Here is a 12,247-nt window from a genome sequence, read left to right as displayed (position 1 = left end):
GCGTCTCGTCCACCACCAGCACGGTGCCCGCCGCCGCAGCCGCCGCTACGAGGCGGCGCCGCTGCGAATCCGGCATCAGCCGGCCRGTCGGGTTATGGAAGTCAGGCACCACGTAGGCCATCGCGGGCCGCTGCTGTGACAGCGCCGACTCCATCGCCTCGAGATCCCAGCCGGCCGTACCGCCGACGTCGAGGGCCGGCGCGCCTGATCCGCCGCGGGGCGCAGCGGGCATGGCCACCGGCACCGTCCTGCACCCCGCGGCCCGGATGGCGTCGAGTGCGTTCGGGTAGCTCGGGTGTTCGACCAGCACCTTTCCGGACCGGCCCGCGAGGGTCCGCAGCACGATGTTCAGGGCGTGCTGCGCACCGGAGGTGACCAGGATCTGCTCCGCGGTGGTGGGTACCCCGGCCGCGGTGTAGCGGGCCGCGACCGCCGTCCGAAGCGGGCCCACTCCGAGGGCGTCATAGCCGAAGCCGGGCAGCAGGACCGGCAGCTCCGTCAGTGCGGCGGCAAACGCGCGGTGCACTACTTCGCCGCTCGCGGGCAACGAGGCATAGGCCAGGTCGAGGAGACCGTCCGGAACGGCCAGCCCGGGAGCGCCGCTGAGCCGCGCGCCGTCGTCGTTTCCCCCCGCGCGCAACGGGCCGTGGCCGGGGATGCGGCTGCGGCTCCGGCTGCCCGGGCCGCCGCTCAGGAAGTCCTGGTCGCGCAGCAGGGCGTAGGCGGCGGTCACGGTGGTGCGGCTGATGCCGAGAGTCGCGGCCAGCGACCGTTCGCTGGGCAGGGCGACGTCGAGCGGGACGCGGCCGTCGAGGATGRGCAGGCGGACGACGTCGGCCAGCTCGCGGTAGGCGGGCGCGGCGCCGATGTTCCACCCGCCGAGCAGGCGGACCAGCGAGCTGGAATTCAGGGCTCCGGACATAAGGCCAGTATTTCAAACTGGCTATGGATTACAAGGCCAGTTATCCGAGAGGATGGGGTCATGTTGACGCGCAGACTCCTCCAGCTCCTGATCGGCCTTGCCCTCTACGGCGTGTCGTTGGCCATGGTCATCCGGGCCAGTCTGGGGACGGCGCCGTGGGATGTCCTGCACCAGGGGTTGGCCGGCAGGACCGGCCTGAGCCTGGGCACGGTGGTGATCGGCGTCAGCTTCCTGGTGCTCCTGCTCTGGATTCCGCTGCGTCAGTGGCCCGGGATCGGCACCCTGTGCAACGCAGTGCTGGTGGGGGTGTTTGCCGACGTCGGGCTGGCGCTAATCCCGCAGTTCTCGCACTTGGGCGGCCAGATCGCGCTCCTGATCGGGGCCGTCCTGCTCAACGGGGTGGCCTCGGCCCTGTACATCGGCGCGCGTCTCGGACCCGGGGCACGGGACGGACTGATGACCGGACTCGCCCGGCGCACCGGGTGGCCGGTACGGGGCGCGCGGACCGGGATCGAGGTGGTGGTGCTGGCCGCCGGCTGGCTCCTGGGTGGCTCGGTGGGCGTCGGGACGGTGCTCTATGCGCTGGCGATCGGTCCGCTGGTGCAGCTCCTGCTGCCGCGGTTCACCGTGCCGGAGCCGAAACGGCCCGAGTCCCCGCTAGCGGCAGGCGACCCCGCCACCGCCGCACTCTGAACACCCGTCACGTCTGGTCCCGTCACACCTTGTCCCCGGGTGCCGGCGGCGGCTGGCAGCGGGGGCAGTAATAGACGTCCCGTTCCTCGGCGCCGGTCTCCTTGGCGAGGACCCCGCGGCGGATGGGGGTGCCGCACTTGAGGCAGGGTTGGTGCTCGCGACGGTACACCCAGTACCCGGGTCGCCCGGCGGTCCTGCCCACGGGGACGCCGCGCGCGTTCAGCACCGTGGTGCGTCGGCCGGGACCCAGGTTGGCGGTCAGCAGGACCTTCGCGTCGGTGACCATCGCCGCCAGGTCGGGAACCGCCGAAACGGGCGACGCGGGGTGAACGCCGGACAGGAAGCACGCCTCGCAGCGGTAGATGTTGCCGATCCCCGCGAGGTTGCGCTGGTCCAGCAGGGCGACGCCGATCGGCACCTCGGGCGCCGCGAGCAAGCGGCGTTCGGCTTCGGCCATGTCCCAGTCCGGGCCGAGGAGGTCCGGTCCGAGGTGGCCCACGACGGCGCCCTCCTCGGCGGTAGGGATGACTTCCAGCAGCCCCAGCGAGAACCCGACGGCGTCCGCCGACGCCGTGCGCAACACGCAGCGCGCGGTGAAGCCGGGCTTGCGCCACCGGCCGCCCGGCGGATAGACCTGCCAGGTCCCTTCCATCTTCAAGTGCGAGTGGATGGTGAGCCGGTCTTTCGGCGCCGGACCCGCCACCCGCATCAACAGGTGCTTGCCGCGGGGAATCACTTCCTGGACGGTCCAGCCGCCCAGCTTGAGTGTCGCGAAGCGGGGCACCCGGAAGTCGGAAGCGAGCAACTCCTTGCCGGCCAGAGCGGCATGCAGCTGTGCAGCGGCGCGGAAGACGGAATCGCCCTCAGGCACGGATTCTCAGTCCCTTCGGGGTGGAGTAAGCGCCGGCCTGGGCTAGCGCGGCGGCAACCGGGGTGTCCAGGATGGCGTGGCCGTTGACCTTCTCCATGATCAGCTTGTCGACGGCGCCACGCGTCACCACGCCCACGAGGGCGGCGCCGGCGGCGGCCAAGATCCCGGCGTCGGCGCTGAACGCCAGCAGGGTCTTGCCGCCGCGTTCCACGTAGAGGACGAGCGCGCCGTCGACCAGCACCACGAGGGCGCCCGCTTTCCGGCCCGGGCGGTGGCCGGTGCCGGCTTCCACGTCCAAGGCCGGCCAGGCCAGCGCGGCGCCGTAGGGGTTGGCCGGGTCGGTCGCGGCGAGGGCCAGGGCGACGGGCTCGTCCTGGTGCACCTGGGCGTCCTCGACGTAGGAGCGCAGCCGGTCCACGGTGGCGGGGACCGCGAACTGGGCCGCGCCGAGGTGCTCGATGAAGTAGCCGCGGCGGCAGCGTCCGGCCTCCTCGAGCCGGGCCAGGACTTTGTACATCAGACCGAAGCCGCCCAGGATGTTTTCCGCCATGACCGAGCCCCGGGTGACCACGCCGTACCGGTCCAGCAGGAGCTCCGCCGTGGCGCGGGCGTGGATAGTGGCGTCGAGTTCGGCCGCGGGCAGCGCGGACCAGCGTCCCGCGGCCAGCGGAGGCGTGGGGGCCGTGCCCGTACCGGAACCGTAGCGGCCGCCGGTGAGCCCCGCCGCTCCGAGCAGCCCGGTGCCGTGGGCGCGGCCCAGCCGGCTAAGCCGCGGCGCACGGGCCCGCGGCGCGCGCCCGACTTGCCGGTGGGCGGTGTGGCCGCCGGCGATGAGGGCCCGGACGGGGGCGAACGTGTCCCCGGTGACCCGCCCGGCCCAGGCCAGGTCCCAGAGCGCGGACACGACGTCCCGGTCGCTGAGCACCGTGTCCATGCCGCCGGCGATCTCGGTCAGCTGGCGGAAGAAGTAGCCGCCGCCGTTGTTCTGCAGGTGGTCTAGGAGCCGTTGTTGCGCGTCGCCGGGCACGAAGTCCAGGTCCGGGTTCAGCGTCAGTTCGGCCGAATCGGCGAGGTGCAGGCTCATCCAGCCGTCGTTGCCGGGCAGCGACCCGGCCCCGGACCAGAGGACCTCGCCGGCCGCCATGAGCTCGTCGAGCATCGCCGGCTGGTAGTTGGACACGCGGCTGGCCAGCACCAGCGGTTCCCAGGCTGAGGCCGGGATCGGCACGCCGGAGAGCTGGTCGACGGCGGTGATGATGCCGTCGAGGCCGCGAAGCGCTGACTGTCCGCGTCCGCCGGGTGTCCGCACGTTCTGCCAGGCCGGCAGGAACCGCCCGTACGCGGAGCCATCCACGGGCTCGACCTCGGCCCGCAGCGCGGCCAGGGAACGGCGGCGCAGCTTCCGGAGCACCTCCGCGTCGCACCATTCGCTGAGGTTTGCCGCAGGCGCAGAGATAGAGGCACCGGGAGGCGAAGCGGGTACCGCCGCGCTGGCTGCCGCGCCCTCCGTGGGCGAGGCGTGGGGCCGGAATTCGCCCTCGACGACGCGCCCGTCCGCGGCCAGCCGCTTCAGCGCGGTGCCGACGACGGCGACGCCGAGTCCCAGCCGGGCGGCGCCCTCGGCAGCGGTGAACGGGCCGTGGGTCCGGGCGTAACGCGAGACCAGGTCGCCGAGGGGGTCCGCGACGGGTTCGATAAACGCCAGCGGCACGCCCATCGGCAGCGGCACACCGAGCGCGTCACGCAGCCTGGCGGCGTCCTCCACCGCGGCGAACAGTTCGACGCCGCCGATGTTGACCTTGATCGCGCGGTTGGCGCGCTGCAGCACTGCCAGATGGGCCGCGGCCTCCGCTGTGCCGGCTGCGGGTTCCGCTGCCGCCGGCCCCGAACCGGCGTCGGCCGGCCCGGCGACGGACGGTTGGTCGTCGCCCGGCGCAGCATCGGCCGGTCCGCCCTCGGCCTGCAGCCTGGCCGCGACTTCGTCCGGGGTGAGCGGGCCCAGCAGCCGGAGCAGGTCGGCCACACCTTCCAGGCCGCGCATCTTCCGGTCCGGCGCGAGGCGCTGCAGCTCAAGTTCGGTGGCCTCGATGACCTTGGCGTCGAGCAGTTCGCGCAGTTCCACGCGGCCCAGGAGTTCGTTGAGCAGGGTCGAATCCAGCGCGAGTGCGGCGGCCCGGCGCTCCGCGAGCGGCGAATCGCCTTCATAGAGGAACTGCGCGACGTAACCGAAAAGCAGGGACTTGGCGAACGGCGAAGGCTGCTGCGTGGTGGTCTGCAGAATCCGGAGTTCGCGCCGTTCAATGGAGGCAGCAATATCCTTCAGGGCCGGAAGATCGTAGACATCCTGCAGGCACTCGCGCACGGTTTCAAGCACGATCGGGAAGGTCGGATACTTCCGTGCGACGTCCAGCAGCTGGGCCGAGCGTTGACGCTGCTGCCACAGCGGCTGCCGCTTCCCGGGGGTCTGGCGTGGCAGGAGCAGGGCCCGCGCGGCGCATTCCCGGAAGCGGGAGGCGAACAACGCGCTGCCGCCGACCTCCGCGGTCACAATCTGTTCGAGCTCGCCGGGCTCAAACAGAAACAGCTCCGCTCCGGGCGGCTCGTCCTCCATCATCGGCACGCGCAGCACAATGCCGTCGTCGGCGGCCATCGCGGAACCGTCCATCCCGTACCGCTGGTGCAGGCGCTGGCCGACGGCGAGCGCCCACGGTGCGTGCACCGGCAACCCGAAGGGGCTGTGCAAGACCACCCGCCAGTCACCGAGCTCGTCGTGGAACCGTTCCACCACGAGCGTCGTGTCGCTGGGCACCACTTCGGTGGCGAGCTTTTGTTCGGCGAGGTACTGGATCAGGTTGTTCGCGGCGAAGTCGTCCAGGCCGCTGGCCTTGCAGCGCTCGGCGGCCGGCCCGACGTCGGACGCCGAGAGTTCGCGCATGAACGCGCCGAGAGCGCGGCCCAGATCCACCGGCCGGCCCAGGGAATCGCCCTTCCAGAACGGAAGCTTGCCGGGCTGACCGAAGGCGGGCGAGACCAGGACGCGGTCGTGCGTGATGTCTTCGATCTTCCAGCTGGTGGCGCCGAGCGCAAAGACGTCGCCGACGCGGGATTCGTACACCATTTCCTCGTCGAGTTCGCCGACCCGGCGGCCGCCTTTGGCGGTCGACGCCCGGCTGGCGGGCTTGCCGTCGCCGTCGCCGGAGCCGCCGGGGGAACCGGTGCCTTCCACCTCGGTGCCGATGATGAACACCCCGAACAGCCCGCGGTCCGGGATGGTGCCGCCGGAGGTGACGGCCAGCCGCTGGGCGCCCGGGCGGCCCTCGATGGTGCCAGCGTTGCGGTCCCAGACAATCCGGGGCCGCAGTTCGGCAAATTCGTCCGAGGGGTAGCGGCCTGCCAGCAGGTCCAGGGTGGCCTCGAACGCGGAGCGGGGGAGTGAGGCGAAAGGCGCCGAGCGGCGCACCGTGGCGAACCATTCCTCGACGTCGATCGCCTCAAGCGCTGTCGCGGCGACGGTCTGCTGGGCGAGGATGTCCAGCGGGTTGGCCGGGACGCTGAGCCGCTCGATCTTGCCGTCCAGCATCCGTTCGACCGTGATGGCCGTGTGTACCAGGTCAGCCCGGTGCTTGGGGAAGAGTACCCCCTGGGAGATCTCGCCGACCTGGTGGCCGGCGCGGCCCACCCGCTGCAGCCCGCTGGCCACCGAGGGCGGCGACTCGACCTGCACCACGAGGTCCACGGCGCCCATGTCGATGCCGAGTTCCAGCGAGGAGGTGGCTACAACGCACCGCAGCCGGCCGGACTTGAGGTCGTCCTCGATCAGGGCGCGCTGGTCCTTGGAGACGGATCCGTGGTGTGCCCTGGCCAGTACCGGATCGGCGCCGGCGGTGCTCCCGGCCTGGGCCATCATGAGTGCCGGCGTGCCTGTCGGGGCGGCCGCCACCGCCTGGGCGCCCCCCGGTTCCTCCCAGCCGCCGCCGGCTGCTACCAGCTGGCGTTCGGCGTAGATCTCGTTGAGCCGGGCGGTGAGCCGCTCGGCGAGCCGGCGGGAATTCGCGAACACGATGGTGGACTGGTTGGCCAGTACCAGGTCGACGATCTTCTCCTCGACATGAGGCCAGATGGACGCCTGCGGCTGCAGTCCGGACGCCGGCCCTGAATCGAAGGCGCCGGCAGCGCCCTGCAGATCGGACATGTCCTCCACCGGGACGGAAACGGTCAAGTCCCAGGTTTTCTTCGACGGCGGCGCCACGATCTCGACCGGCGCGGAGCCGGCCAGGAATTGCGCCACGAGTTCTTTCGGCTCGACGGTGGCGGACAGCCCGATCCGCTGGGCCGGCTTGGCCAAGAGGGCATCGAGCCGCTCCAGCGAGACGGCGAGGTGTGCGCCGCGCTTGGTGCCGGCGACGGCGTGGACCTCGTCGACGATGATGGTGTCCACCTCGTCCAGGGTCTCCCGTGCCTTCGAGGTGAGCATCAGGAACAGGGACTCGGGGGTGGTGATGAGGATGTCCGGCGGGTGGCTCAGCAACGAGCGGCGGTCCGACGCCGGGGTGTCCCCGGAACGGACGCCTACGCTGATCAACGGCGCGGGCAGGCCGAGGCGTTTGGCGGTCTGGGTGATGCCGATCAGCGGGGCGCGGAGGTTGCGTTCGACGTCGACGCCCAGGGCCTTGAGCGGGGAGATATACAGGACACGGGTTTTCCGCTTCGGGGCCTTCCGCCGGACCGCCTTGGCGGTGGCGGTTTCCAGGCCGGGCAGCTCCTCGGGGTCCGCGGGGGCCGAGGCGAGGAGCCGGTCCAGGGCCCAGAGGAAGGCGGCGAGGGTTTTTCCGGAGCCGGTGGGTGCCACCACGAGGGCATGGGAGCCGGAGGAGATCGCGTTCCAGGCGCCGTTTTGCGCCGGAGTGGGCGCGGAAAAGGCGCCGAGGAACCACTCCCTGGTCGGCCGGCTGAACCGGTCCATGGCGTCGGCCGCGAGTGCGCCGGCGAGCTCCTGCCCCTTCATTCCTCCATCATGCCTTACGGTACCGACAGTCTTTGGCGGGGCTGTGGGACCTCCCTGGGCGATACGGCTAGACCGCTGCGAAGGCCCCGATGGTCAGCAGATTGATGCCCGGCTCGGTGCAGGCGTCCTTGGTGTCGGCGACGAACAGCGACGCGGTGTCTTCTGGCGGGTAAACCCGGAAGCCCGCGGCCGGGGTGCGGGTGCAGCCCTGGTAATTGCCTGCCTGCGTGTAGCGCAGGGTTGCGGTTCCGGCCTTGCCCGGGGCGAGCAGCACGTCGGAAACCGGGGTGGAATCGTCGCGCGTTGCAGGGGCGCCGATCGGATCGCCGGTGGCGCCGGCGGCGAGGGAAACCCCGGCGAAGCCCTTCAGCAGGCACGGTTCGGCCCCGGAGTTCGTCAGGATCAGCTGCATGTAGACGCTGCCGGCCGCTCCGCCGCCCTTGGAGTCAAGGGTGGCCGTGAGGTTGGCGGCCTTGCACAGTGCGGGCCCGGCGGGGGCGGCGGAGGACGACGTCGGGCCGGCGGCGGCTGCGCCGGACGTCGACTGGGTTGCGGTCGCGGAAGCGGACTGGATCGCCGAGGCCGACGGCGGCGCGGACGATGCTGCGGACGAGGCTGCGGTCGCCGCGCCCTGGCTGGGACCGCAGCCGCTGAGCAGCAGCGCAGCCGCCGCGGCCACCGTCACCGAAGTAATTACCAGTCTGTGTTTCATCTGCTGAGGCCTCATGGCTCAACTGTTATGTTTCGCGGTTGGCTTAGTCAACGACGCCACGACGGCGAACCCGGATTGATGCCCGGATTGTAATTTCCGGGCATCAATCCGGGGCTACTTGGCGGGTGCGGTCTTGCGGCTCCGGAGCAGCGCGAGGCCGCCCAGGACGAGGCCGCCGATGCCGGCGACGAGGCCCGCCCAGCTGCGGACCTGGCCGCCGTCGTCGTTCGCGGCGGAGGCCTGCGCCGGGTCCGTGGAGGTCTGTGAAGCGGTGGCCGCGTGGGCACCGTGGCCGTCCGTGGCGGCAACGGCCGCCGTCACCGTGAGCGACGGCGCCGGCGACTGCAGCGAATCCTCGTCCTGGCCTTCGGCCGGGATCTGCGACCAGTCGACCTGGCCGGTTTCGCACGTCTGCAGGGTCGGGAAGTAGAGCGTCTTGCCCGCCGCGTCGGGCAGCTTGACCGAGAGCACCAACACGTCACGGAGTTCCGGGCTCAGCGGCGCCTTGGCGGTGTACACGATCTGGCTGGTCCGCTTGGTGATCGCGGAGCCGTCTGCCAGCTTCTTCGGCTCGGGGAACTGCTCCGTGACCTTGGTCGCGGTCCAGTTGGGGTTCACGGTGGGCTGGGCATCGTTGAGCTCGGACGGCAGCGTGATGGTCACCTTGGTGGTGCTCGACTGCTCGCAGCCGTGCGGGATCGGGAAGGTCAGCAAGGCCGACGAATTGGCTGAGGTTTTGTCCGGCGAGACGTCGACGTGCGCGGCGGCGGCGCCGATGCCTGCGAGCATCAGGGCGGCCGTGCCTGAAGCGACGGCGGTGGCGGACAGGGCGCGGCGGAGCGCGGATTTGTGCTGGGTCATGGTCAAAACAGGTGCCTTTCAGGCGTGCGCGCGGCACGGCGGCGGCGCGCGGAAAAGGGAGGCGCGGCGGAACTACCCGCCACCGTGTCGCGCGTGACAGCGTCGAGTGGGGCGGTGTTTTTTGGGGGAGGGCGGCCGCAGCCGGAGAGGAGGTTAGGAAGTTACGCCGACGGCGGGCGGCCCGCGGCGGCAATCGCGCCGGAGGTTGCGCCACGGCAGCGGAACGGCGGCGTGCGGCGGTGCCGTCACGACCGGGACGGCGGCGGGGCGGGGCACTGCCGGGGCCGGGAGCTGGACCAGCGGGCGGAGCCACTCCGCGAGCTGCCAGAGCGCGCTCTCGCCCTTGGCCAAGAGCACGGCGCAGGCGAGCGTTGCCAGTGCGTGGCCGGCGAACATCGAGAGGGCGAGGGGGGAGTCGAGCTCGTGCAACCGGAGGTGGTCCGCCGGGACGGGAAGCGGGAGCAGGCCCGCGTGGTGTGCCGGGGCGGCTGCTCCGGGGGTGCCGGCAGGGCCCACGGTCCCGCTGAAGGCGGAGAACGCCTCGTGCAGGACCACTTGTCCGGCTCCGAGCAGGCCGGTCATCGCGGGAAGGCCCAATTTCAGCCGGGTGGCTGTGGTGGAAACCAAGCCGGTGAGGGCCAGGAACGCGAGCAGGATGGCGGGGGCGGGAAGCTGCCCACCGGCCAGGACGTGCGCGGCCGCGGCAAGGGTCAGGATCGTGGTGGCCACCATGGCCGAACGGAGCAAGTGGAAAGGCGTCCGGGCGTGGGTTGGGCGCACGGAACACTCCTTTCGCCGGCGGCGGTGATCGCGGGGCCCGCCGGCTGCGGACGGTGGTGGCGGGCTGTCCCTAGATTGTACCGGGGCGTTCCCGTCCCCCCCGCGAATACGACGCCGCGGGGGGGCCGGCCAGGGGGACGGACTACCTAGCTCATCTTGTGGCGCAGGAATTGGTTCACCCGGCGGAAGAACTCCTTGGGATCCGCCGCGGGCCCTTGGGGGAGGCTGCGGGCCGGATTATCCAGCGGCGCAAGGCCCAGGTTTACGGCTGCCTTGGATGCCCGCAGCGAAGCCTGCGACATGCCGCCCCACTGCTCGGCGAGCCGCGCCACCTCCTCGGCGCCTGCGCCGTCGGGGACCACCGTGGTGACGAGGCCAATGGCCAAGGCCTCTGACGCCGTCAGCAGCCTTCCCCCGTAAAGAAGGTCCTTCGTCCGGGAAGGGCCGACCCGCAAAGCCATCCGGTTGGCAAACGTCGGCGGGATGAGCATGCCGAGCCGAGCGATGGGCATCCCGATTCTCGCAGTGGACTCCAGCACTTGAAGATCGCAGGCCAGAGCCAGTTGGCACCCGGCCCCGGTGGCCACACCCTGGACCAGGGCGACCGTGGGGACGGGGATGGCTTCCACGGCCTGCAGCCCGGCCTCGATGGCCGAGAAGGCGGCGCTCACGTCCGCGCCGGTGGCGTCCCGCCACTCCCTCAGGTCTGAGCCCGAGCAGAAGGTGTCCCCGGTGCCGCGGATGACGACAGCGCGGAGGGACGGATCCGCAGCGAGGCTCCGTGCCGACTCTGCAAGGGAATGCCACTGCGGGGAGCTGAGCGCGTTGAACCGTTCGCCGGTCCCCACGCTGAGTACAGCCACACCGCCGTCGCCGGGTAAGCGCGTAACGTCCATTTCCTGGAGGCCCTCGGCGATCACTGAACGGCTCCGCTGGTATGCAGCGTACGGATGCGGTCCGTGCTGAATCCCAGTTCGCCGAGGATTTCATCGGTCTCCTGGCCCAGCAGCGGCGGCGCCGTCCGGACCGACGGCGGGGTCCTTGTCAGCCGCACCGGGCAGCCGACGACCTTCATCGGGCCGGCGGTCGGGTGTACCAGCTCGGAGACCATGTTCCGCGCCAGAACCTGGGGGTCCCGCAGGGCCTCGTCGACCGTCTGGATGGGCCCCACCGGAACTCCTGAGGCATCCAGCGCTGCCACCCATTCCGCGGTGGTCCGGGTCCGCATGACCTGTTCCAGCAGCGGAACCAGCGTTTCCCGCCAGGCCACCCGGGAGGGATTGCTGGCAAAACGCTCATCCTCGGCCAGGTCCTCGCGGCCGATGGCGGCGGCGTACTTGCGCCAGAGGCTGTCGTTTCYGACGGCGACCATGACGAATCCGTCGGCGGTGGGGAAGGCCTGGTACGGGGCGATGGCCGGGTGCGCCGAGCCGTAGCGCTTGGGGATTTCCCCGCTGGCAAAGTAGCCGCTCGACACGTAGGTCAGCCAGGATACGGAGCCGTCCAGCAGGCTGATGTCCACCCACTGGCCTGCCCCGGTCCGCTGCTTCTCGTGCAGGGCGGCGAGGATGCCAATGGTGGCCCACATGCCGGCCACCAGGTCGGCGCTGCTCACGCCCACCCTTACCGGCGGCCCGTCCGTTTCGCCGGTGACGCTCATGATGCCGCTGCGGGCCTGGGCGATCGCGTCGTACCCGGCCCGCTCGGCATCGGGGCCGGTCTGGCCGTATCCGCTGATGGACGCGTACACCAGCCCGGGGTTCCCCCGCGACAGCTCGTCATACCCCAATCCCAGCCGCGCGGCCGTTCCCGGCCTGAAGTTCTCGACGACGACGTCGGCCCGGCGCGCAAGTTCCTGCACGATCTGCAGGCCCTCCGCCGTCTTCAGATCCACGGCGAGGCTGCGTTTGTTGCGGTTGACCGACAGGAAGTAGGCCGCCTCGCCGCCCTGGAACGGGGGCCCCCACTGTCGGGTGTCGTCACCGCTCCCGGGCTGTTCAATCTTGATGACGTCGGCACCCAGATCGGCAAGCGTCATGGTGGCAAACGGACCGGAGAGGATGCGGGTGAGGTCCAGCACCAGCAGGTCGCCCAGGGCCGTGCCGGGATCCGTGGCGGCGGGCTGCCCGGCCGGCCGTGCAGTGTGCGTGTCGGGGCCGGGCGCGGCATCGTTGATCACTTCTGTGCCTTGGAAGGTCATGCCAGACCTGCCGCGTGTGCCGGTGCCGGAGACAGCGACGCGGCGACTTTGGGCAGCAGAATCAAGGCAAGCATGCTGATGGCGCAACAGATGATGATGTAAATGGAGATGGACGTGGAGTCACCGGTGGCGGCCAGCAAGGCGGCCGCGATCAGCGGGGCCGGGCCGCCGGCGATGACGCTTGCCAACTGGTAGCCCATGCC

9 protein-coding genes and 1 pseudogene are annotated in these 12,247 nt (G+C 71.1%); 1 reads left to right on the top strand and 9 read right to left on the bottom strand.

The annotated features are described in order from the left end of the window. Positions 1–922 (bottom strand): aminotransferase-like domain-containing protein (locus tag AB4Y86_RS03300; RefSeq protein ID WP_441400043.1); only part of this gene is annotated, 922 nt, incomplete at its 3' end. 60 nt (positions 923–982) lie between these two features. Between AB4Y86_RS03300 and yczE the strand changes: the two genes are divergently transcribed. Further along, positions 983–1,615 (top strand): membrane protein YczE, encoded by a 633-nt coding sequence (gene yczE / locus AB4Y86_RS03295; RefSeq protein WP_441400041.1) that lies wholly within the window; start codon positions 983–985, stop codon positions 1,613–1,615. Positions 1,616–1,637: 22 nt separating this feature from the next. On the opposite strand, the gene AB4Y86_RS03290 is transcribed toward yczE, so the two are convergent. The 8 genes and pseudogenes from AB4Y86_RS03290 to AB4Y86_RS03255 form a co-directional block, all read right to left on the bottom strand. Continuing rightward, complete coding sequence (locus AB4Y86_RS03290; RefSeq protein ID WP_441400039.1) at positions 1,638–2,486, bottom strand: DNA-formamidopyrimidine glycosylase family protein; 849 nt, start codon at positions 2,484–2,486, stop codon at positions 1,638–1,640. Then, positions 2,479–7,491 (bottom strand): DNA glycosylase AlkZ-like family protein, encoded by a 5,013-nt coding sequence (locus tag AB4Y86_RS03285; RefSeq protein WP_441400037.1) that lies wholly within the window; start codon positions 7,489–7,491, stop codon positions 2,479–2,481. Before AB4Y86_RS03285 ends, AB4Y86_RS03290 begins: the two co-directional genes overlap by 8 nt. Positions 7,492–7,558: 67 nt before the next feature. Continuing rightward, the gene (locus AB4Y86_RS03280; RefSeq protein WP_441400035.1) at positions 7,559–8,203 is read right to left on the bottom strand and encodes a DUF4232 domain-containing protein; all 645 of its coding nucleotides are present in this window, start codon (positions 8,201–8,203) and stop codon (positions 7,559–7,561) included. Between the two features lie 114 nt (positions 8,204–8,317). Beyond that, the gene (locus AB4Y86_RS03275; RefSeq protein ID WP_441400033.1) at positions 8,318–9,064 is read right to left on the bottom strand and encodes a YcnI family copper-binding membrane protein; all 747 of its coding nucleotides are present in this window, start codon (positions 9,062–9,064) and stop codon (positions 8,318–8,320) included. Between the two features lie 153 nt (positions 9,065–9,217). Next, positions 9,218–9,844: a hypothetical protein gene (locus AB4Y86_RS03270; RefSeq protein ID WP_441400031.1), complete on the bottom strand. Its 627-nt coding sequence runs from the start codon at positions 9,842–9,844 to the stop codon at positions 9,218–9,220. A gap of 146 nt (positions 9,845–9,990) precedes the next feature. Next, positions 9,991–10,764, bottom strand: a complete 774-nt coding sequence (locus AB4Y86_RS03265; RefSeq protein ID WP_441400030.1) for an enoyl-CoA hydratase/isomerase family protein — start codon at positions 10,762–10,764, stop codon at positions 9,991–9,993. Beyond that, entirely contained in the window at positions 10,761–12,023 is a 1,263-nt protein-coding gene (locus tag AB4Y86_RS03260) for a CaiB/BaiF CoA transferase family protein (protein WP_441400028.1), read from the bottom strand. Before AB4Y86_RS03260 ends, AB4Y86_RS03265 begins: the two co-directional genes overlap by 4 nt. A 17-nt stretch (positions 12,024–12,040) precedes the next feature. Further along, a pseudogene (locus AB4Y86_RS03255) lies at positions 12,041–12,247 on the bottom strand (hypothetical protein); the annotation flags it as partial.

Origin of the sequence: Arthrobacter sp. 2YAF22_2, assembly GCF_052114645.1 — a bacterium.
In the GTDB taxonomy this organism is placed as follows: Bacteria; Actinomycetota; Actinomycetes; order Actinomycetales; family Micrococcaceae; genus Arthrobacter.
The sequence above is the reverse complement of the archived record's forward strand: the minus strand, read 5'-3'. Positions and strand labels throughout refer to the sequence as shown.

Excerpts from the sequence above, each read along its gene's own strand:
- yczE (WP_441400041.1), top strand. The coding sequence starts at position 983 with ATGTTGACGCGCAGACTCCTCCAGCTCCTGATCGGCCTTGCCCTCTAC.
- AB4Y86_RS03285 (WP_441400037.1), bottom strand. The coding sequence starts at position 7,491 with ATGAAGGGGCAGGAGCTCGCCGGCGCACTCGCGGCCGACGCCATGGAC.
- AB4Y86_RS03280 (WP_441400035.1), bottom strand. The coding sequence starts at position 8,203 with ATGAAACACAGACTGGTAATTACTTCGGTGACGGTGGCCGCGGCGGCT.
- AB4Y86_RS03275 (WP_441400033.1), bottom strand. The coding sequence starts at position 9,064 with ATGACCCAGCACAAATCCGCGCTCCGCCGCGCCCTGTCCGCCACCGCC.